This is a genomic window from Paracoccus aminovorans, from assembly GCF_001546115.1.
Taxonomy (GTDB): domain Bacteria; phylum Pseudomonadota; class Alphaproteobacteria; order Rhodobacterales; family Rhodobacteraceae; genus Paracoccus; species Paracoccus aminovorans_B.
In genome coordinates, this window is the sequence record NZ_KQ955208.1 from 112,037 (window position 1) to 130,539 (window position 18,503).

28 protein-coding genes are annotated in these 18,503 nt (G+C 63.8%); all 28 read left to right on the plus strand.

What is annotated here, in order from left to right; all coding sequences use genetic code 11:
- Positions 1-137: 137 nt before the first annotated feature.
- The 28 genes from ASV56_RS00590 to ASV56_RS00700 all read left to right on the plus strand — a co-directional run bounded on the left by ASV56_RS00590 (position 138) and on the right by ASV56_RS00700 (position 18,502).
- Positions 138-506, plus strand: a complete 369-nt coding sequence (locus ASV56_RS00590) for a RusA family crossover junction endodeoxyribonuclease (protein ID WP_062560345.1) — start codon at positions 138-140, stop codon at positions 504-506.
- Positions 503-1,525, plus strand: coding sequence for a hypothetical protein (locus tag ASV56_RS00595; RefSeq protein WP_156429024.1), 1,023 nt, complete (start codon positions 503-505; stop codon positions 1,523-1,525). Before ASV56_RS00590 ends, ASV56_RS00595 begins: the two co-directional genes overlap by 4 nt.
- Positions 1,522-2,382 (plus strand): ParB N-terminal domain-containing protein, encoded by an 861-nt coding sequence (locus ASV56_RS00600; RefSeq protein WP_062560347.1) that lies wholly within the window; start codon positions 1,522-1,524, stop codon positions 2,380-2,382. Before ASV56_RS00595 ends, ASV56_RS00600 begins: the two co-directional genes overlap by 4 nt.
- Positions 2,379-3,212, plus strand: a complete 834-nt coding sequence (locus ASV56_RS22375) for a YdaU family protein (RefSeq protein ID WP_172823716.1) — start codon at positions 2,379-2,381, stop codon at positions 3,210-3,212. Before ASV56_RS00600 ends, ASV56_RS22375 begins: the two co-directional genes overlap by 4 nt.
- Positions 3,160-3,567, plus strand: coding sequence for a hypothetical protein (locus ASV56_RS23895; protein WP_172823717.1), 408 nt, complete (start codon positions 3,160-3,162; stop codon positions 3,565-3,567). The genes ASV56_RS22375 and ASV56_RS23895 overlap by 53 nt, the downstream gene beginning before the upstream one ends.
- A complete protein-coding gene (locus ASV56_RS23900; protein ID WP_062560349.1) occupies positions 3,564-3,833 on the plus strand; it encodes a helix-turn-helix domain-containing protein in 270 nt (89 codons plus the stop codon). The genes ASV56_RS23895 and ASV56_RS23900 overlap by 4 nt, the downstream gene beginning before the upstream one ends.
- A complete protein-coding gene (locus ASV56_RS00615; RefSeq protein ID WP_082724681.1) occupies positions 3,830-4,054 on the plus strand; it encodes a DUF3310 domain-containing protein in 225 nt (74 codons plus the stop codon). The genes ASV56_RS23900 and ASV56_RS00615 overlap by 4 nt, the downstream gene beginning before the upstream one ends.
- Entirely contained in the window at positions 4,051-4,416 is a 366-nt protein-coding gene (locus tag ASV56_RS00620) for a hypothetical protein (RefSeq protein WP_062560350.1), read from the plus strand. Before ASV56_RS00615 ends, ASV56_RS00620 begins: the two co-directional genes overlap by 4 nt.
- Positions 4,413-5,003 (plus strand): DNA cytosine methyltransferase, encoded by a 591-nt coding sequence (locus ASV56_RS00625; protein ID WP_062560351.1) that lies wholly within the window; start codon positions 4,413-4,415, stop codon positions 5,001-5,003. Before ASV56_RS00620 ends, ASV56_RS00625 begins: the two co-directional genes overlap by 4 nt.
- On the plus strand, positions 5,000-5,317 hold the full coding sequence (locus tag ASV56_RS00630) for a hypothetical protein (protein ID WP_156429025.1): 318 nt from the start codon (positions 5,000-5,002) through the stop codon (positions 5,315-5,317). The genes ASV56_RS00625 and ASV56_RS00630 overlap by 4 nt, the downstream gene beginning before the upstream one ends.
- 94 nt (positions 5,318-5,411) lie before the next feature.
- A complete protein-coding gene (locus tag ASV56_RS00635; RefSeq protein WP_062560353.1) occupies positions 5,412-5,630 on the plus strand; it encodes a hypothetical protein in 219 nt (72 codons plus the stop codon).
- 2 nt (positions 5,631-5,632) lie between these two features.
- Positions 5,633-5,791 (plus strand): hypothetical protein, encoded by a 159-nt coding sequence (locus ASV56_RS23305; RefSeq protein WP_156429026.1) that lies wholly within the window; start codon positions 5,633-5,635, stop codon positions 5,789-5,791.
- Complete coding sequence (locus tag ASV56_RS23310; RefSeq protein WP_156429027.1) at positions 5,784-6,047, plus strand: hypothetical protein; 264 nt, start codon at positions 5,784-5,786, stop codon at positions 6,045-6,047. The genes ASV56_RS23305 and ASV56_RS23310 overlap by 8 nt, the downstream gene beginning before the upstream one ends.
- The gene (locus tag ASV56_RS00640) at positions 6,037-6,681 is read left to right on the plus strand and encodes a hypothetical protein (RefSeq protein WP_062560354.1); all 645 of its coding nucleotides are present in this window, start codon (positions 6,037-6,039) and stop codon (positions 6,679-6,681) included. The genes ASV56_RS23310 and ASV56_RS00640 overlap by 11 nt, the downstream gene beginning before the upstream one ends.
- A 586-nt stretch (positions 6,682-7,267) precedes the next feature.
- Positions 7,268-7,519 (plus strand): hypothetical protein, encoded by a 252-nt coding sequence (locus ASV56_RS23315; RefSeq protein ID WP_156429028.1) that lies wholly within the window; start codon positions 7,268-7,270, stop codon positions 7,517-7,519.
- Positions 7,500-8,816, plus strand: coding sequence for a PBSX family phage terminase large subunit (locus ASV56_RS00645; RefSeq protein WP_082724682.1), 1,317 nt, complete (start codon positions 7,500-7,502; stop codon positions 8,814-8,816). Before ASV56_RS23315 ends, ASV56_RS00645 begins: the two co-directional genes overlap by 20 nt.
- A gap of 27 nt (positions 8,817-8,843) precedes the next feature.
- On the plus strand, positions 8,844-10,904 hold the full coding sequence (locus tag ASV56_RS00650; RefSeq protein WP_156429029.1) for a portal protein: 2,061 nt from the start codon (positions 8,844-8,846) through the stop codon (positions 10,902-10,904).
- Complete coding sequence (locus ASV56_RS00655; RefSeq protein ID WP_062560356.1) at positions 10,891-11,103, plus strand: hypothetical protein; 213 nt, start codon at positions 10,891-10,893, stop codon at positions 11,101-11,103. The genes ASV56_RS00650 and ASV56_RS00655 overlap by 14 nt, the downstream gene beginning before the upstream one ends.
- Before the next feature lie 31 nt (positions 11,104-11,134).
- On the plus strand, positions 11,135-12,040 hold the full coding sequence (locus tag ASV56_RS00660) for a hypothetical protein (RefSeq protein WP_062560357.1): 906 nt from the start codon (positions 11,135-11,137) through the stop codon (positions 12,038-12,040).
- A 24-nt stretch (positions 12,041-12,064) separates the two neighbouring features.
- Positions 12,065-13,057, plus strand: a complete 993-nt coding sequence (locus ASV56_RS00665) for a DUF5309 domain-containing protein (protein WP_062560358.1) — start codon at positions 12,065-12,067, stop codon at positions 13,055-13,057.
- 47 nt (positions 13,058-13,104) lie between these two features.
- Complete coding sequence (locus ASV56_RS00670) at positions 13,105-13,575, plus strand: hypothetical protein (RefSeq protein ID WP_062560359.1); 471 nt, start codon at positions 13,105-13,107, stop codon at positions 13,573-13,575.
- A gap of 50 nt (positions 13,576-13,625) precedes the next feature.
- Complete coding sequence (locus ASV56_RS23905) at positions 13,626-13,793, plus strand: hypothetical protein (RefSeq protein ID WP_172823718.1); 168 nt, start codon at positions 13,626-13,628, stop codon at positions 13,791-13,793.
- Entirely contained in the window at positions 13,790-14,110 is a 321-nt protein-coding gene (locus ASV56_RS00675; RefSeq protein ID WP_062560360.1) for a hypothetical protein, read from the plus strand. The genes ASV56_RS23905 and ASV56_RS00675 overlap by 4 nt, the downstream gene beginning before the upstream one ends.
- A 3-nt stretch (positions 14,111-14,113) precedes the next feature.
- Positions 14,114-14,620, plus strand: a complete 507-nt coding sequence (locus tag ASV56_RS00680) for a phage adaptor protein (protein ID WP_062560361.1) — start codon at positions 14,114-14,116, stop codon at positions 14,618-14,620.
- On the plus strand, positions 14,617-15,174 hold the full coding sequence (locus tag ASV56_RS00685; protein ID WP_062560362.1) for a hypothetical protein: 558 nt from the start codon (positions 14,617-14,619) through the stop codon (positions 15,172-15,174). The genes ASV56_RS00680 and ASV56_RS00685 overlap by 4 nt, the downstream gene beginning before the upstream one ends.
- Positions 15,174-16,778: a hypothetical protein gene (locus ASV56_RS00690; protein ID WP_062560363.1), complete on the plus strand. Its 1,605-nt coding sequence runs from the start codon at positions 15,174-15,176 to the stop codon at positions 16,776-16,778. Before ASV56_RS00685 ends, ASV56_RS00690 begins: the two co-directional genes overlap by 1 nt.
- On the plus strand, positions 16,775-17,191 hold the full coding sequence (locus ASV56_RS00695; protein ID WP_156429030.1) for a GNAT family protein: 417 nt from the start codon (positions 16,775-16,777) through the stop codon (positions 17,189-17,191). Before ASV56_RS00690 ends, ASV56_RS00695 begins: the two co-directional genes overlap by 4 nt.
- A 3-nt stretch (positions 17,192-17,194) precedes the next feature.
- The gene (locus tag ASV56_RS00700) at positions 17,195-18,502 is read left to right on the plus strand and encodes a tail fiber domain-containing protein (RefSeq protein WP_082724683.1); all 1,308 of its coding nucleotides are present in this window, start codon (positions 17,195-17,197) and stop codon (positions 18,500-18,502) included.
- The last annotated feature ends 1 nt before the right edge of the window (position 18,503 follow it).

The window sequence follows — 18,503 nt, forward strand, 5'->3', positions numbered from 1 at the left end:
GCCGAAGCCGAAGCCCGCTGGCTCACAACCTACCACACCGGACCTGACCGCCCGCGCCGTCAGGACATGCAACCGAAAACCCGAGGCGGTGGAGGCGTATCTGCGCTTGCATCAGATCCTCGGCAGGAGAGCCTGATTTGACGCTCGCTCGCATCATCCTGCCATGGCCGCCCCGCGCCACCAGCCCAAACGCCAGCGGCCAAGGGCAATGGCGCCGCAAGGCTTCCGCCGCAAAGGGCTACAAGCTGGCCTGCTGGGCGCTGTGCGAGGCCGAGAAGATCCGTCCAGTCGATGCCATCGCAGTTGACGTGCTGGTGACGTTCTGCCCGCCGTCCCGCCGCCGGTTCGATCTCGATAACGCGCTGTCCCGCTGCAAGCAGGGCCTCGACGCCGTGGCCGAGGCTATCGCCGTCGATGACAGCCAATGGCGCCGCATCACCCTTGAACGCGGGGACGCGTGCAGAGACGGCGCCGTAATCGTTCACATCATGGAGGCCGAGGCATGAGCCGCTGGCTTCAAGCATCCCGCGCTGCGGCGGGTTTCTCCAACAAAAATGGGGCCAGACCGCAGCCTGACCCCAATGGATACACACATATGCAGACTAACGTTCAGCCCCTGAAAGGGCAAGTGAAAACGCCGGTCATTCGCGAGGGTTTCCAGACCCTAACCCCCTCTGATGCAGCGGCAATCATCGAAAACTGCTCCTATGACCGGCAGCGGAAAATCGACTCGATGCACGCCGAGACGCTGCGCGAGATGATGCAGCGCGGGGCGTGGCTGGAAAAGAGCCAGATCGATTTCGGCCGGATGCCCGACGGGAAAATCTGGCTCGTCAACGGCCACCACCGCCTGACCGCGCAGACCCGTTCTGGGCGCAGCCTGCTTTGGGCCATTGCTGTCCACGACTGCAAATCTGTCGATGACCTGCGGACGCTCTATTACCGCTACGACACCAACGTCAGGAAGCGCACATCGGAGAACATCCTTCAGGGCGTCGATTTCGCCGGGCAGCATGGCCTTTCCAAGCAGATGGCGCGCGCGCTTTTCGATGCGGCCCCGATCATTGCCTCGGGGATGACCGTCGGCACGCGCAACCCTACGCTGGAAACCGCCTTGGCTCGCAGGCTGACGGATGAGCGCATTGCCATTGCTGAGCGCTTTGTGGCGGAGGCGTCCATCTATGAGAAATGCATCGACGCTGCGCCGGCCAATCTCAAGCGAAAGCTGCTGCTGCCGACCATTGCCGCTGTGGCGCTTGTGACCATTCGGCACGAGGCCGAAATTGCGGCTGAGTTCTGGTCCGGTCTGGCTGAGAACGATGGCCTGCGGCGCGGGGATTCCCGGGCGACGCTGATCCAGGATCTGCTGGCTCGGAATGGCAAGTCGGGCAGCGCACACCAGTTTCTGGTCGCCGCTGCAAAGGCGTGGAACGCCTATCACTCTGGCCGCCTGCTGAAAATCATCAAGGTCAATTCCGGCCACACCACCAAGATTTCTGGAACGCCATACGAGGTGACGGCATGAAGGCCGAGATCGGTCATATTTCGACCATGGGGCGGCTGCGCAAGGCCGACCCCAAGCAGGTCGCGGGCATCGCTGAGAGCATCAAGGAGGTGGGGTTGCTCAACCCCATCACCGTCGTGCTGGGCAAGGTGATTTTCAACGGGCAGAAGATCGACGGCTATCAGCTTGTCGCGGGACTGCACCGCCTGGAAGCCTGCAAGAGCCTCGGGTGGGCGGATATTCCGATTGCCGTCCTCGATCTGGACGAACAGCAACGGATCATCGCCGAGTGCGACGAGAACCTGTGCGGCAGCGTCCTGACAGCGACCGAGCGCGCGATGTTCTCTGCCCGGCGCAAAGAGGCATATGAGGCGCTGCACCCGGAGACGCGGCATGGGCACAACACAAAAGAGAGTGGCCAAGTTGGCCACTCTTCATTTGCCGACGACCAATCCGCCAAGACCGGGCAATCGGCCCGTGCGATCCGCCGTGATGCCGAGCGCGGCCAGCAGGTCTGCAAGGAAGCCCTCGACATCCTCAAGGGCACCAAGGCCGACACTGGCGTTGTGCTGGACGCGATCAAGGATCTGGACCCCGCCGCGCAGGTCGTCGCGGCTTATCGCGAGGTCCAGAAGCGGCAGGAGCCGGTTAAACGGTCAACGGCTGATGATGCGCAAAAGTCTCGCGCCTCAAAGATAGACGGAGACGTGAAAGACCGGGCCGCGAAGGAGGTCGCGGAAATCATCGCTGAACACGTTCCCGGAGAATGGTGGGATGGCGTCAAAGCGAACCTCTATGCGGCCGGGGCAAGAAACATCGCAGACGCTTTGACGAACATCACGGGGCAGTCCCTCATGGATAAGGGGGGATGGGAATGAGCACCCCGTATTTTCGTTTCTACCCAACTGATTACGAGGCGGACACGGCTCACCTGACCCTGTTGGAGGATGGTGCCTATAGTCGGCTCCTGCGCCTGTGTTGGATGACGCCGGGATGCTCGTTGCCCGACGATGAAGGGTGGATATTTCGCCGCCTGCGGGTTCGTGGCGACGATGAAAAACAGGCTGTCCGTTCTGTCCTGAACGAGTTCTTCCGGAAGGTGGACGGACGCATTTGCAACGACCGTCTGGCCCGTGAGCATGAGCAGGCTGTCGGGCGTCAAGAAGCCGCTTCCGAAAACGGAAAGAAAAGCGCCGCGAAAAAAGCGTCGTTGAAAACAAACGATTTTATTTCAACTAACCAGAACCAGAACCAGAACCAAGAAGAAGAGGAAGATAAATCTTCCTTGTCGTCTGCCGACGACGGCGCCGTTGTCCAGCCGATTGACGAGATTGCGATTGCCGTCTCGGCCTACAACGCCAGCGCTGCATCGGCGGGGTGGCCGAAGGTTCAGGTTCTGAACAAGACCCGCCGTTCCTCGCTGAAAGCCCGACTCAAGGACTGCGGCGGGTTGGATGGATGGGTCGTTGCTCTCGCCAAGGCGAAGGCCTCCCCGCACCTCTGCGGCCAGAACAACCGAGGCTGGACCGCCAGCTTCGACTTCCTCACCAGCCAATCCGGCTTCACGAAATTGATGGAGGGCAATTACGATGACCGCCAATCTCCCCAGCAAAATCGCCAGTCTGCCGCCGATGACCGCTTTGGACGTATCGCGGATGCAGCCGTCCGAAATCGCGCACCATCGCGCCCAGATTTTGGCTTCCGTTGAGGTCGTCTTGCACGGCTACTGGCAGCCCGACGACGCTCAGGGCCTGCGGGCTGCGGTACTGGCCGACTGGTGCGATGAGCTTGAACCTTGGCCGGTCGAGAGCGTCCGGGCCGCTCTGCGCAAGCACCGCAAGGACCATCCGAACCGCCGGCCGAACCCGGGGCATATCTTGGCGATCCTGACCGAGGCATGGGGCCGCCGGAACGCCGAGCAGGTCAAGGCCGCGTTCACGCCGCCGCCCGAAGCCCCGAAGGAGCGGATCAGCGCCGAGGCTGCCGCCGCCATCATGGCCGAGGCGGGCATCCGAAACCCGATGGCCATCAAGACCGTCGCTGGCATCGAGGCCGCAGAATGACCCCGGCGCAGATCGCCGAGGCCCAAGCCATCGCCGCCCAGCCGGGCCGTGCTGCCGTCCTGCGCGCCATCCGCGACGTGTCTGCGCAATCCGGGGTCCCGCAAGGCGCCATCATGGGCTACGACCGCCGCCCCCGCATCGTCGCCGCCCGCCACCTGGCTATCCGCGTTGCCCACGATGCCGGCGTTTCCATGGCCGAGATTGCCCGGGTGATGAACCGCGACCACACCACCATTCGCCACGCCATTCTCAAGGGTGCCGCATGATCGACCCCATCAACAGCCCAGCCCACTACCAATCGGTTTGCCACTGCCCGAACTGCGGCCACGCCATCGAGGCCATCGAGATCACCGAGCGCCACGGGTTCCGGATCGGCAACGCCCTGAAATATATCCTGCGCGCCGGGCGGAAGGATGACCGCGCGACGGACCTGGCCAAGGCCCGCTGGTATCTGGATCGCGAACTCGCGACGGAGGGCCGGAAGTGACCAACCCCAACCGCGCCACCAACTGCTGCCCGGTCATCGACCGCTACGGACGCCACTATCCGACGCAGCTTGCCGCCGCCAATGCCCTGGGCGTCACGTTCGGCAATATCAGCTATCACCTCAACAAATGGGGCAACCTCGACCGTGTCGGCATCGGCATGGGCAACCATTGCGGCGTCACATCCAGCAATGACCAGCCCGTCCGCCTCGGTGATCGGCAATGGCCGTCGCGCACCGATCTCGCCCGATACCTAGGCCGTCATCGCTCGACTGTGGATCGCTGGCTGGCCCGTGGCGACACCGACCGCATCCTCTCCGCCCTCATGCACGCCGACACCCTGCGCGAGGGGAGGGGAGTATGAGGGTTCTGGTAGCCTGCGAATATTCTGGCCGCGTCCGTGACGCATTCCGTGCGTTGGGGCACGATGCCATGTCGTGCGATCTGCTGGATACCGAGGTTCCCGGCCCGCACTACCGAGGCGATGTTCGCGACGTGATCGATTATCCGTGGGATCTGATGATCGGACACCCGCCCTGCACGCACCTGAGCGTGAGCGGCGCCCGTCATTTCGATGCCAAACGGCGAGATGGCCGTCAGCAGGCCGCAGTCAGTTTTTTCATGATGCTGGCCCGTCAGCACCACATCCCACGCATCGCCATTGAGAATCCGGTCTGCATCATGTCCAGCGTATGGCGGAAACCGGATCAGACGATACAACCGTGGCAGTTTGGGCACGGCGAGACCAAGGCAACCTGCCTGTGGCTCAAGGGGCTGCCGACGTTGACCCCAACGAACATCGTGGATGGTCGCGCGGCTCGCGTCCACCGCATGCCGCCCGGGCCTGACCGCTGGAAGGAGCGCAGCCGCACGTTCGACGGCGTGGCGCAGGCCATGGCGATGCAATGGGGCGGCGCTGATCTGGTCCAGATGATGGAGGCAGCAGAATGAGCAACCATGACGCATGCCGCCGCATGTGGCGCTCCGTCGCCGCCCTGGCGCTCAAGGACGACAACGTGCGCATCACAGCCGCCCGCGCAGGCATGAGGTCCCGTGTCGTCTCGGGTGGATACGCCTCGACGCTCCGCACCCTCGACGGCGAAATCCGAGCCGCCAGCGCCTACTACCACGGCCCCGAATGGCAGCAGGTCTGCGAAAACGCCGGCATCGGGTTCGACCCGGAGAAGGCCATGGCGTTCGTGACCGGCGGCCCGAAGGCGATCCATAGCGCCCGCGTCAAGGTTTTGGAGGCCGCCCATGGCTAACCCCTGCGAATGGAACGGCACGCGCTACCGGAGCCAGGTAGAATTGGCGAGAGCCGCCGGCAAAAGCCCTGCCACTGTGGCGTGGCATCTAGCCATGTATGGGCATCTGGACCGGCTCGGCGCCCCGCCCGCACGTAAGCCCGCCCCGTCCAGCGAGCATGCCGCCGCCGTCCGCCTCCTGCTGCCCGAAGGCTTTGGCGTCGAGGACATTGCCCGTCGCCTGGAGGTTCCGGCCAACGTGGTGCGGGCTGTGATCAGCGGCATGCGCGCGTCGGGCGAGATCGACGCCATGTTTCCGCGCAAGGGAGGGTAGGCATGACCGAGGCCCGCATAGAGCGCCGCCACCGCAACCGCCGAGAGCGGCGCAGCAGGAAGCAAGCTGATCACGTGATGACCGGCATCATCGAGGCCATGGGCGCGGGTGCGGTCGAGGACTGGCAGGACGAACAGGAAGAGGGGCAGGAAGATGAGTGACGAAGATTGGAAGCGGACTGTCCGCGAGCCAGTCGAAGGGCATTACGCCCTTACGCAAGATGGGCATTTGATCGGCCCGATGTGGTGGGACGGCCATGTTGGCGTGTGGCGCGCAGGGGCGAAGCCGCCAAGGGAGGGTGATTGGTGGCACAAATCCGGCCGACGCTACGCGTATTGCGACGATGGTCAGGACGTGATCGCGGTCGTTTCGTCAGCATCAGTCAAGGCAATCATTGAGGCGCACCATGGCGAGTAAAGCCCAGAAGCTCCGGGACCATAAGGTCCGCATGGCGGCGGCATCAGCCGACCTGCCGGAGCTGGCCCCGATCCCGAGGCGCGAGAAAAACGGGCAACTGTCCCGTCGCGGCCGCGCTCGCAGTCCTGACATTGAAACCCTGAAAGCAAGGTGCATCCAAATGGGGAAAGAGGTCACGCCGGCCAACATTCGCGACATGCGGGCGCCCTGGTGGGGCTGTGCAGCGGGCCGCGTAATCGGCACGGAAGTCCTGGACGAAGGCACCCGCCGCGATCTGTGGTCGGCCATCGTCCATATGCGGCGTGTGGCGACCGCCTATGACGCCGCTCTCGGCAGTCCCCGCCGGCACGCCATCTGCCTGAGGCTGCTTTCGCCCAAGGGCAAGGTCGAGGCTGACGCGGAGACGCCACCGGCCGACGACCGCGACGACGCAACCAAAGAGCGGCAGGCGACCGCTGCGCATATGCGCTTGGAGGGCTGGTTGGGATACACCGACAAGGCGGCGGCCGGGGAGGCAAAGCGAGTGGTCCTGGATGATGCGATCTGCGTTGATCGTGATGGGCTGATCTCGGCGCTGCGCTGTGTCTCGGACGGGATCAAGGGTAAGCGCCTTCGGTATCGTGGTCGCGCATAAGGCGATTGACACCATCGGAAAAGTCGGTATGGTGATTTACATAAGATCGGGACGGGCGTGTGCGAAAGCCGCGCCTTTTTCGATTCCGGTCTTTGGCGGATGCCATGGCGCGACCGCTCCCTTGCGTGCAAGGGGCACTGCTACCCGGAAGGATGCAGGCTTGGCAGCCACCATCGGTAGCCCTCGTGGCGGTTAAGCCCTGCGCCGAATAAGGCGGGGTGAGTCTCGGCGACTTTCACTAGGATGGCCCTTGCTGGGTGAGATGCCAGCGCCTCTCTCCCCCTGCTCGGCACGCCGCAGCAGACAGCCCCGCCCTAACCGGCGGGGTTTTCGCATAGGTGCCCCATGCTCATCCTCATCGCCCTCATCTGCGCCGCATACCTCATCACAGCGCAGGCGGTGGGGGTGCCGACATTCACCCGGCCCTAATCCGACAGGCAACACCGCTAGCTTGAGATCACCGACCTGCGCCCTCGGGCGTCAACGCCCCGGGCCGGGCACCTGCGGGTGTCATGAGGTGGGGCGAAGGCGGGAAGCGGGAAACATCACCGCCCACGGGCGAGGCTCTCCGAAGGGATTGAGCATTATGGCAGCGCGAAAGCAGCTCTGGCACCCAGACGAGGTGCGCAAAAAAATTCAGACCAGTCAGCTTATCAACAGATTGACGCAACACGCTCTTTCTGATGAGCCGATCATGGACGCCAGCCAGGTGCAAGCGGCGCGCGCGCTGATTGACAAGGTGGTCCCGAACGCCAAGACCGAGGTCGAGCTTTCCGGCAATCCGGATAGGCCGCTGGTCGCAGTCATCGAGCGTCGCATTGTCAAAGCTGGTGATTGACACCGCAGAGGTGTTCGTTCCGCTGCTGACGGCTTCGCGCTATGCCGGCGTGTGGGGCGGCCGAGGTTCTGGGAAGTCGCACTTCTTCGCCGGGCAGATTGTCGAGGACAGCCTGGCGGCGCCGGGTGAGATGGGCGAGGGGCTCAAGACCGTCTGCATCCGCGAAGTGCAAAAGTCGCTCAAGCATTCGGCAAAGTCTCTGATCGAGGGCAAGCTGGTCCAGTTCGGCCTTGGCGAGCGCGACGGCTTCAAGGTCTTCAACGAGGTCATCCAGACGCCGGGCGACGGCCTGATGATCTTCCAGGGGATGCAGGACCACACGGCGGACAGCATCAAGTCTCTTGAGGGCTTTCATCGCGCCTGGGTCGAGGAGGCGCAAAGCCTGTCTGCATTATCGATGGGTCTTCTTCGCCCAACGATCCGATGGGAAGACAAGAAGCGCGGGCTAACATCCCGCCTCATGTTCTCGTGGAACCCTCGGCGCAAGGCCGATCCGGTGGACATGATGCTGCGCGGCCCGGAAGTCCCATCGGGCGCGACAGTGGTCCGCGCCAACTGGTCCGACAACCCTTGGTTCCCGGACGTGCTGGAACAGGAGCGGCAAGACTGCCTGCGCCAGACGCCTGATGAATACCAGCATATCTGGGAAGGTGGATACGCAACCATCGTCTCGGGCGCCTACTACGCCAAGGCGCTGGCCGAAGCCCGCCGCGAGAACCGCATCGGTCGCGTGGCTCGTGACCCGCTGCTTGAGGTTCGGGCCTATTGGGATATTGGCGGCACGGGCGCGAAAGCCGACGCGACGGCAATCTGGCTGGTTCAGTTCGTCGGCAAGGAAGTCCGCTGGCTGGATCATTACGAGGCCGTGGGCCAGCCGCTAGAGGCGCATGTGCAGTGGCTTCGGTCGCGGGGCTATCAGGTAACAACCTGCGTCCTGCCGCATGACGGGGCTAACCACGAAAAGGTTTTTGCCGTCAGTTACGAAAGCGCGCTGCGGCAAGCCGGCTTCAACGTGGTGGTGATCCCGAACCAGGGGCGCGGTGCGGCATCGGCGCGGATCGAGGCACTGCGGCGGCTGTTCCCCAGCTGCTGGTTCAACGAGGAAACGACCGGCGGGGGCCTGGACGCCCTCGGTTGGTATCACGAGAAGCGAGACGATCAGCGCGGCATCGGGCTGGGGCCTGAGCATGACTGGTCGTCACACAGTGCGGATGCGGCGGGCTTGGTCGCCGTCGCCCATGCGGCGCATCGAGACGCGCGCAAGGTGCCGACGTATCGGCCTCGGAAGGTGGTTTGAATGGCTGACAATACGACCATCGCGCAGGTGTTCCGGCTGATCGAGCAGGCGGAAGAATACGCCGGATCGCAGGAAGGCAGCCGGGAAACCGCCCTGCGCTACTACAACGGCGACAAGACGCTGGTGGAGGCAGACAAGGGCTTTTCGACCGTCGTCAGCAAGGACGTGCGCAAGCATATCCAGAAGCTCATGCCCTCGGTGATGCGCACGATCCTGTCGAATGACGTGATCGCGCAATACGAGCCGACCGGGCCTGACGTGCCAGGCCAGCCGAGCAAGGAAGCGCAGGCCGAGCAGGCCACGGACTACATCAACGGCCACGTCATCCCGGCGTGCAATGGTGAGCGCGCCATCCATGATGCGGTCTTCGACGCGCTGCTGGTCAAGACCGGCGTGCTGAACTGGGGCGCCTATGAATCGCGCCGCGTGGTCGTGCAGGAGTTCAGCGGCCAATCGCCCGACGTTCTGATGGGGCTGGACGAGCTTGGAGACGTGGAGGACGTTGAGCAGGCCGAGGACGGCAGCGTGTCGTTCCGCCTGCGTCGCATCGAACGCGAGGTCAAGATTGTGCTGCGTGCCGTCCCGCGTGGGGCGTTTCTGATCCACCCGCGCGCCACCGGGATCGAGGATAGCCCAATCGTCGGGGAACGCCAGAACCTGACCCGATCCGAACTGGTGTCGCGCGGATACGACAAGGACCTGGTCTGGGCGATCAATACCGAAAATGAACCGGCCGACCCTGATGCGACAGCCCGGCGCGGAGACGATGACGACGACGACACCGACGCCGATGTGGCGAAGGCCATGCAGACCGTGCGCATCTTCGACGTATTCATCCAGATGGACACGGACGGCGACGGCATTGCCGAGCTGCACCGCTTCGTCGTGGCCGAAGGGTCCGACCATGGCGACGATGAGGGGCGCATCGTCCTTGAACACAGCTTTGCGACCGAGATCCCCTATGCTGACGTGATCGCGGAATATGAGGCTCACCAGTTCGAGGGGCACTCGATTGCCGAAGACCTGATCGACATTCAGGACATCAACACGACGCTGACGCGGCAGACGCTCGACAACATCTATCAGGCGAACGACCCGACGCCGTTTATCCAGGCCGATGCGGTCGAAGACCTTGACCCGCTGTTCAACCGGGTGCGCGGCAAGCCCGTGCTGCTGTCTCAGGGGCGCTCGGCGCAAGAGGCGGTCCAGTTCCAGCCGATCCCGTTCTTTGGCGACAAGACCTGGGCGATGAAGCAGCAGATCGACGCCGAGGCTCTGGACCGGACCGGCATCAGTGACCAGTCGGGCGGCCTGCCCCCCGAGGCGTTGCAGAATACCAGCGCGACGGCGGCGATGATTGCCAGCGACAGCGCCATGGCTCGGTCTGAGATGCTGGTCCGCAATCTGGCGCGCGGTGGTTTACGCAAGGCTTTCCGGGGCCTGCTGCGGCTTGTCGTGGCCCATGCTGATCAGCCCCGGACGATCAGGATGCGCGGCCAGTGGGTGCAGGTCGATCCTCGCGCCTGGGACGCTGACATGGACTGCACGGTCAACGTGGGCCTTGGCTCGGGCACCCGCGAGCGCGATATGGCGATGTTGCAGCAGATCCTGGGCATTCAGCAGACCGTCATGGCGTCCTTGGGTCCGATGAACCCACTGGTGAAGCCGGAACAGCTCTACAACACGCTCAAGAAGCTCTGCGAGACGGCCGGCTTTGCCTCTGCCGATCCGTATTTCACGCAGCCCGATCCAGCAGAGGTGCAAAAGCAGGCGGAAGCGCAAGCCAATCAGCCCTCGCCCGAGCAGATGAAGGCCCAGGCCCAGATGCAGATCGAGCAGATGAAAGCCGAGGCTCGCACCCGGGTTGAGGAGGCGCAGTTGCAGGCCGATCTCAAGGTCAAGCAGGCCGAAATCGCGGGGCAGGAAGCTCTGGAACAGCTCAAGATCGCCAGCGACGCCGATCTGGCGCGGATGAAGGCCGAATTGGACCTCTACAAGCACCGCGACACGATGCAGCTGGAATGGGCGCGTCTCGGCCAGCAGGCCCAGGAGGCGCAGCGCCAGGAATTGCCCTATGTCGCGCGGTGAGCTTCAATATCTGGTCGATCACCCCGACCTGAACAAGCTTTTCGATGATGTGGAGAGCGCGGCGATGGATGCCGCCGTGTCCGCGCCGCTCAACGACGACGAAACGCGCCGCAACCTCATGGCCGAGGTGCGCGCAATCCGATCTGTCCGCCGGAAACTGCGCCACGCAGTCACGCTGGCGGGCGATACCGAGGCTTAAGCCCGGTCCACCACCCCAATGAGGTGAGCAAATGAGCGACTTCCCCGAGGAAGGCGACGAACACGTTGCGGTCGATACCGCTGGCGACGACTTTGACGAGGATCGTGAATACGACACCCTTGGCGAAGCCGCGCAGGCGCTCGGTGACGACGATGAGGGCGAGGAACAGCCGGAAGCGGAAGGCGAAGAGCCGGAAGCCGAGGATGGGCCAGCCGATGAGGTGAAGATCACGCTGTCCGATGGCACGGAGATTTCGCTTGGCGAGATCGAGAAGGGCTATCTGCGGCAGGACGACTACACCCGCAAGACCATGGAGGTTGCGCAGGAACGCGAGCGTGTCACGGCATACGATGCCACGCTGCGCGAACGCGCTGCACTCATCGAAACCGCGCAGCAGAAGCTTACTGCGCTTGTCCAAGGGCTGATCCCCCCGGAGCCGCCTGCCCATCTCGCCAACACCAACCCTGCGCAATACGTGCAGGCGCAGGCGATGCGGCAGCAGGCTATGGCGGAGCTGAAAGGCTGGCTCGATGCCGGCGACGAGACGGCGCAGGCCGTTGGCGCGCTGACGGAAGCCCAGACCGCACAGGCCCGCTCGGCGGAAAACGACATGCTCATCAAGGCTCGCCCGGCGTTGAAAGACCCGGCCGCGCTGGCGAAGTTCGACGGCGAGGTTGCAGCCGCAGCCAAGCAGTTCGGCTTTCCGGATGACATGATCGCCGCCACGCATGACCACCGCGTCAGGCAGATGGCGTATTACGCGGCTATCGGGCTGCGGGCAGAGGCGAACCGCAAGGCGGCCTCGCGCCGCGTCGAGGCGCCGAAGCAGGGGAAGCCGACGCCAGTCACGACGGCACCGGACAAGAACAGGCAGGCCATGCGGCGTTTGTCGCAAACCGGGTCCATCAAAGACGCTCTGAAAATCGACTTTGACTGACCGCCAGTCACAGAGGAAATAGCTATGGCTATTGTGGCGAATACGTTCCAGTCCACTGGATCGAAAACGAACCGGGAAGAACTGTCCGACGTCGTGGACATGATCACCCCGGAAGATACCCCCATCTACAGCATGATCGGCAAGGGGACGGCGAAATCCACGCACCCCGAATGGTCGATTGACGAGCTTCGCGCCCCTGGTGCGAACGTGCAGGTCGAGGGTGACGAATACATCTTCAACGCCATCGTCGCGCCCAAGCGTGTGGGCAACTACACGCAGATCTTCCGCGACAGCTTCGTGCTTTCCAACACCCAGGAAGCCGTTGACGACGCGGGCCAGGCGCTGAAAGTCAAGCACCAGAAGGTCAAGGTGGGCAAGGCGATCCGCAAGGACGTGGAATTCTCCATCGTCTCGAACGTGGGTTCGGTGGGCGGCGCGACCCGCGTCTCGGCCGGCCTGCCGGCGTGGATCACCACCAACGCCAGCCGTGGCGCCACTGGTGCGAACGGCGGCTTCCAAGTCGGCACCGGGCTTGTCACCCCGGCGACCAATGGCACCCAGCGCGCGTTTACCAAGACGCTGCTGGACAACGCCCTCCAAGCCGCCTACTCGGCCGGCGCCGACGTGACGGACCTTGTCGTGGCGCCCTACGTCAAGTCGGTTTTCGTGACCTTCATGTCGGACGCCAACGTGGCCCCGTTCCGCTATGCCGCGTCCAGCGGCAGCAAGAATACCATCGTCGCGACGGCGGATATCTACGAAGGCCCCTATGGCAAGGTCGCCATCACCATGGATCGTGTCATGGCGGCTTCGGTGGCGACGGCGCGCAACGCCTTCCTGATCGACCGCGACAAGCTGGAATGGCTGTGGCTGCGGAAGATCGCCGAAGACAAGGACCTGGCAAAGACCGGCGATGCGCAGAAGCGCGTCATCATCGGTGAGGGCTGCCTCAAGGTGACCAACGAGGCCGGCCTTGGCGTCATTGCCGATCTGTTCGGGACCACGCCGAGCACCTGATAATCGGGGGCGCGATCATGCGCCCTCTCATCGCATGGGAGGCCGATATGGCATCGAATGACAAAGACGCGGCCAAGGCCGTGGACGCTGTGACGACCCCGGACAAGCCGGCGGCCGCCGCACCCAAGAACGAGGAAGTCGTCGCGGATATCGGGCATCTGCGCGTCAAGACGGCCGCTGAAAAGCGCGTCGAGGCCGAGACCGGCAACAAAGAGGACCATTGGCTGCGGCCGGCGAAGGAAGCGCACGCCGACGCGGCCAAGGTCAGCATCGTTGCGCCGCTCGGGGCCGAGAGCGAAACCTCGGATCTGGCCGACGACGAGCTGACGCGCATTCGCCTGCTGTTCGACTGGCACGACGGCCAAGGCGTGTTCCACGAGCGCGGCAAGCAGATGGACATGATCCGCAACGAGGCGGCCAAGCTGCTGGCGCAGGGGATGGCGGAGCGGGTCAACCCGCCTCCGGTCGATCCGGTCGAAAAGGCGATGGCCGAGGCCAAGCTGAACGCGCTGAAATGACCATGGGCGGGCCGGGAGACTGGCCCGCTTCATCATAGAGAGGATGAGCAATGGCTGAACCGAAAGAAGCGACCACGCCCGTGCGGCTGCTGGTGGATTACTGGGCCGAAGAGGACGTGCGGACCCCGGCCGGCGAGGTCATCGACGTGCCGATGAGCGTTGCCATGGACCTGCTGTCCGAAGGCAAGGCCCAGCGTGCGGACAAGTTCGGCAAATGACCATCCGCGATAGCGACGGGTTCGAGCTGGTGGAGCACGACCCGTATACCGGGCGGTCCGTCTGGTCGTATTTCGACGGTGAAAAAACCGTCTACCGCATCGATCAGCCCGTTGACGATGTGATCCGCTCCAACGCCGAGGAGCGCGCCCACGCCGGCACGAAATGGCGCGGGGATTGGCACAAGATCGGCAGCATCCCGATGAACGTCTATCGCGCGAGCGGGATGCACGACGCCATCGGCCAGAAAGACGACAGGTTCATTGCGCGCTGGCTGACCGACAACGACGCATGGCGAACCAAGGACGGGAGGCTTTAGGCCATGAATTACGCGGAGCTTGTCACGGAAGTCGCTCTGCGTTGCGGCCTGCCCGAAATCCCAGCGCGAGCGGAGTATCTGACCCGTCAGGCCGAGCGCGACCTTGAAAAGGTGCTGCGCGTTGGGCCGATGGAGGCCGAGGCGACCCTGACGGCGGATGCCTACGGCAAGGCTGCGCTGCCTGCCGATTTCTTGGCGTTTCGCAGCGACGGCAAGTCGTCATGGCCGGTTTCCGGCAATGGTATCACGGTTCGGCCGAGCCAGGTTTTCATCCTGACCTATTACGCCAAGCTGCCCAGCGTCGTGGACAACGGCACCAACTGGCTTCTGGACATTGAGCCGGAAATCTACGTCCTTGCCGTCCTCCTGCAAGCCTATGGCGCGGCGATGGACGAGCGCGCCGCTGCGGTGGGATCGATGCTGGCCGAGCGGGTGAAGGCTTTCGTTCGCGAGGATCGGATTGCCCGCTATGGCGCGCAGAAGATCGATATTTCCGGGGTGGCGCGATGACGACGGCTCAAGACGTGCTGCAATCCGTGCTGACCAAGGCCGGTCTGGATTACATCAGCCCATCCATCGCCAACGGCGGGGAGCAGGTTCAGGAAATCGTGGACCTGATTAACGAGACGGGCAAGGATCTGGCTCTGCGCGGCGAGTGGCGCGAAATGCTGGCGTCGGCACCGGTCGGGGTATTGCCTGCCGATTTCGGCAAGCCTGCAATCGTGGTGACGGCGACCGGAACCCAGGCGCGGCGCGTCACCGATCCGGGGCAATGGGCGTTCCTGGCTGCGAACCCGCCGGAGCATCCCTATTATCGCATCGCTGGCGGTGCCGTGGAGATTGCGCCCGTCATGGCTGCAACCCTGTCCTATTGGTCCTCGCACTGGACCGACGCTGGCGAGGCTGTGACGTCGGACGGCGACGAGATCTATATCCCGATGGTGCCGATGGTGTCAGGGGCCTTTTACCGCTGGCTGCGCAAGAAGGGCCTGCCGTTCGATGACCAGATGGCCCAGCACGAGGCCGAGGTCGCAGCGGCCCAGAAGGCCGACAGGGGGCTGTGATGCTGCCGAGCCGTATCCGCCCGCCGAGAGGCAGCACCGAAAGCGCCAAGCCCGCGCCGATGGCGGTCAAGACGTTCAACGCGCCCACGGCTGGGGTTGTGTCCAATACCACCTTGGCGACGGGAAAATCCGCACTGGTGCTCGAAAACTTCTGGCCGACGCCGCAGGGCATCGAGCCTCGGGGCGGATATGCCTATGTCGCGCGGGCCGGGACCGATCCTGTCGTCACGCTCTTTGAGCACAAGGCAAGCGCGACCTACTTTGCCGCAAGCGCCACGGGGATTTATCCGTTCAACGCTTCTACCTCGGGCGGGGCCTCGCTCGATCCGTCCGTTACCGGCCTGACAAATGGCAACTGGTCCACCTACGAGGTGCAGAACAGCGGCGGCAACTTTCTGCTGTGCGTGAACGGCGCTGACAACCTGCGGCGCTTCGACGGCTCCGTGTGGCTGACGATTACCGGCACCGGAACCGGGGCGATCACCGGGGTCAACACGAACACGCTCAATTTCGTCTGGGGGCACCGCAACCGGGTGTTCTTCATCCAGAACAACAGCACCTCGGCTTGGTATCTGGCGACCAATGCGGTGGGCGGCGCAGCGACGGAGTTGCCCCTGGCTGGCGTGTTCAGGCGCGGCGGATCGCTGATGATGGGCGGCACCTGGTCCAGCGATAGCGGCGCGGGTCTTGATGATCGGTGTTTCTTCGTGACGGACGCGGGTGAGGTGGCGATATTCACCGGCGCCAACCCGGGTGACGTGAACAACTGGTCCTTGGTCGGCGTCTATGACGTGGGCATTCCGCTCGGCCGCAAGTCGATGGTCTATATCGGCGGCGACGTGCTTTTCGGGACGCGGCGAGGCATCATCCCCTTGTCCGCGGTGGTGCAGAAAGACCCGGTGGAGTTGGCGGCCTCGGCCGTTACGGCGCCGATCCAGCCCGATTGGAACGCCACGGTCGAGCGCGTGGCGGGCGGCTGGCGCGTCGGGAAATGGTCCACCATCGGGATGGTATTCGCCATGCCCTTGGGAGCCTCGACGCTAGCGCCAGAGATCTATGCCGCCAATGCCGAGAGCGGGGCATGGTGCACGATCACCGGCTGGGATGCGACCGACATTCAGCAGCTTGGCGACCGGCTCTATTTCGGCACCGATGCGGGCCGGATCTGCCGCGCATGGGTGGGGGGCATTGACCGCGACATGCCCTATCTCTGCCGCGCCCGGTTGGCTTTCGATCACCTGTCGGAGCCTTCTGCCTGGAAGTCGGCGAGCGTCATGCAGGCGGTCTGGAAGGTGCGCGGGAAGATCGACTATTCCATGGGACTTGCCCGCGATTACGGCAACCAATGGGGGGCGCCTCCCTCGGTCGCATCGATAGGCGATCCGAATGCCGGAATGAGCGATTGGGACGTGGCAATCTGGGACGTGGCACCTTGGGCGTCTGATCCGGGGAGCTACGGCATCGTGAGCGGCTGGCGCTCGGTTACCGGCATGGGCTTCGCCTTCGCCCCGACCGTCCAGCTTCTCTGCAATTCGTCGGCCAAGGTGAGCTGCCAGTTGCAGCGCATCGACGTGGGCTTTGTCTCGGGCGGCGCCGTCACATGATCCCGATGCACGCGCATCAGGAAGCGCTCAGGGTGTTCCTTGAGCGCGGCCTTGGCATCGAGATCGGCCCGGCGCAGTTCATGGGCTGGGCGCGGCCTGACGGCATCGTGGCGAGCATCGCGTTCAACAACTATCACCCGCAGGAAGGCGTGATCGAGTTGCACGGCTACGCATCTACGCGCGACTGGTGCAACAAGGACCGGCTGCGGGAACTGTTCCAATACCCGTTCGACCAGCTTGGCGTTCGCCTCTGTGTCGCCCGGATCTCGGAGCACAACCTTACCGCCCGGCGCGTCTGGCGCGCTTTCGGGGCGAGCGAATTCATCATCCCAGAGCTTCGCGGACCCGGTGAGGCCGAAGCGATCTACACGCTGCACCGCGACCAGTGGGCGGCCAGCAAATTCATGAGGTGAGTCATGGGGAAACGACAGCCAAGCGCCCCCGATCCCGTTCGCACCGCCGCCGCCCAGACCGGAACGAACGTCAGCACGGCGGTAGCCAATGCGTTCTTGAACAACGTAAACCAAGAGACCCCGTATGGTTCGCTGAACTATAACGCTACCGGGAATTACAGCTGGACCGACCCCAGCACGAACCAGACCTACAATATCCCGACGTTCACTGCGACGCAGAGCCTGACGCCGGCCGGGGAGCGGCTGCAAGACGCGACCATGGCGACACAGCAGAACCTTGCCGACACGGCCCAGACGGCATCGGGGCGGCTCAACAGCATGCTTTCCTCGCCGGTCGATCTGTCGAACGCCCCCGCTGCTGGGGCCACGCCGACCATGCAGACGGTAGGGGCGGCCAAGCCGATGCAGACCAGCATCGCAGGCGCCGGCAACATCACCCGGACCTATGGAACGGATTTCTCGCAGGACCGCGCCAAGGTCGAGCAGGCGATCATGGACCGGGCGGCAGGAGGGTTGGAGAACGACCGGAAGGCCCTTGAGCAACGGCTGGCAGACCAGGGCATCGCCATCGGCTCGGCGGCGTATCAGTCGGCGATGGACGACTACAACCGTGGCGTCAACGACATGCGGACCTCGGCCATTCTGGCGGGCGGGCAGGAGCAATCCCGAATGGCCGGGCTGGAGGCGCAGCGCGCGCAATTCCAGAACGCGGCGCAGAACCAGCAATGGACGCAGAACGCCCAGCAGGCGCAATTCCGCAACTCGGCGAACCAGCAGAATTTCCAGAACAGCCTGAGCCAGGCCGGGTTCAACAACGACGCGCGGTCGCAGCAATTCGACCTGCAAAACACGGCGCGGAACCAGTATCTGCAAGAGACCTACGCCAACCGTAACCAAGGGCTGAACGAGATCCTCGGGCTGATGAACGGGTCGCAGGTGCAGAACCCGAATTTCGTGAACACCGGACAGAACAACATCGCGAACACCGATTATGCCGGGATCGTCCAGCAGGATTTCCAGAACCGCATGGGCCAGTATCAGAACCGCATGGGCCTGTTCAACAACCTGGGCAGCGGGATCGGGTCACTGTTCGCCCTGTCTGATCGAGATGCCAAGACCGATATCGAGAAGGTCGGCAAGACGGACGATGGCCAGAACGTCTATGCCTACCGCTACAAGCACGAAGGCGAGGGTGGGCCTATCCACATGGGCCTGATGGCGCAGGAAGTCGAGAAGAAGCGGCCGGAGGCGGTCGTCAAGGGCGCCGATGGCCTGCGCCGCGTCAATTACGGCATTGCCCTGGGGGTCTGAC

Excerpts from the sequence above, each read along its gene's own strand:
- ASV56_RS23905 (WP_172823718.1), top strand. The coding sequence starts at position 13,626 with ATGGCTGAACCGAAAGAAGCGACCACGCCCGTGCGGCTGCTGGTGGAT.
- ASV56_RS00600 (WP_062560347.1), top strand. The coding sequence starts at position 1,522 with ATGAAGGCCGAGATCGGTCATATTTCGACCATGGGGCGGCTGCGCAAG.
- ASV56_RS00640 (WP_062560354.1), top strand. The coding sequence starts at position 6,037 with ATGGCGAGTAAAGCCCAGAAGCTCCGGGACCATAAGGTCCGCATGGCG.
- ASV56_RS00665 (WP_062560358.1), top strand. The coding sequence starts at position 12,065 with ATGGCTATTGTGGCGAATACGTTCCAGTCCACTGGATCGAAAACGAAC.
- ASV56_RS00700 (WP_082724683.1), top strand. The coding sequence starts at position 17,195 with ATGGGGAAACGACAGCCAAGCGCCCCCGATCCCGTTCGCACCGCCGCC.
- ASV56_RS00595 (WP_156429024.1), top strand. The coding sequence starts at position 503 with ATGAGCCGCTGGCTTCAAGCATCCCGCGCTGCGGCGGGTTTCTCCAAC.
- ASV56_RS00660 (WP_062560357.1), top strand. The coding sequence starts at position 11,135 with ATGAGCGACTTCCCCGAGGAAGGCGACGAACACGTTGCGGTCGATACC.
- ASV56_RS00630 (WP_156429025.1), top strand. The coding sequence starts at position 5,000 with ATGAGCAACCATGACGCATGCCGCCGCATGTGGCGCTCCGTCGCCGCC.
- ASV56_RS00675 (WP_062560360.1), top strand. The coding sequence starts at position 13,790 with ATGACCATCCGCGATAGCGACGGGTTCGAGCTGGTGGAGCACGACCCG.
- ASV56_RS00690 (WP_062560363.1), top strand. The coding sequence starts at position 15,174 with ATGCTGCCGAGCCGTATCCGCCCGCCGAGAGGCAGCACCGAAAGCGCC.
- ASV56_RS00680 (WP_062560361.1), top strand. The coding sequence starts at position 14,114 with ATGAATTACGCGGAGCTTGTCACGGAAGTCGCTCTGCGTTGCGGCCTG.
- ASV56_RS00615 (WP_082724681.1), top strand. The coding sequence starts at position 3,830 with ATGATCGACCCCATCAACAGCCCAGCCCACTACCAATCGGTTTGCCAC.
- ASV56_RS23310 (WP_156429027.1), top strand. The coding sequence starts at position 5,784 with ATGAGTGACGAAGATTGGAAGCGGACTGTCCGCGAGCCAGTCGAAGGG.
- ASV56_RS23900 (WP_062560349.1), top strand. The coding sequence starts at position 3,564 with ATGACCCCGGCGCAGATCGCCGAGGCCCAAGCCATCGCCGCCCAGCCG.
- ASV56_RS00695 (WP_156429030.1), top strand. The coding sequence starts at position 16,775 with ATGATCCCGATGCACGCGCATCAGGAAGCGCTCAGGGTGTTCCTTGAG.
- ASV56_RS00625 (WP_062560351.1), top strand. The coding sequence starts at position 4,413 with ATGAGGGTTCTGGTAGCCTGCGAATATTCTGGCCGCGTCCGTGACGCA.
- ASV56_RS23315 (WP_156429028.1), top strand. The coding sequence starts at position 7,268 with ATGGCAGCGCGAAAGCAGCTCTGGCACCCAGACGAGGTGCGCAAAAAA.
- ASV56_RS00685 (WP_062560362.1), top strand. The coding sequence starts at position 14,617 with ATGACGACGGCTCAAGACGTGCTGCAATCCGTGCTGACCAAGGCCGGT.
- ASV56_RS00655 (WP_062560356.1), top strand. The coding sequence starts at position 10,891 with ATGTCGCGCGGTGAGCTTCAATATCTGGTCGATCACCCCGACCTGAAC.
- ASV56_RS00670 (WP_062560359.1), top strand. The coding sequence starts at position 13,105 with ATGGCATCGAATGACAAAGACGCGGCCAAGGCCGTGGACGCTGTGACG.
- ASV56_RS23305 (WP_156429026.1), top strand. The coding sequence starts at position 5,633 with ATGACCGAGGCCCGCATAGAGCGCCGCCACCGCAACCGCCGAGAGCGG.
- ASV56_RS22375 (WP_172823716.1), top strand. The coding sequence starts at position 2,379 with ATGAGCACCCCGTATTTTCGTTTCTACCCAACTGATTACGAGGCGGAC.
- ASV56_RS23895 (WP_172823717.1), top strand. The coding sequence starts at position 3,160 with ATGCAGCCGTCCGAAATCGCGCACCATCGCGCCCAGATTTTGGCTTCC.
- ASV56_RS00635 (WP_062560353.1), top strand. The coding sequence starts at position 5,412 with ATGTATGGGCATCTGGACCGGCTCGGCGCCCCGCCCGCACGTAAGCCC.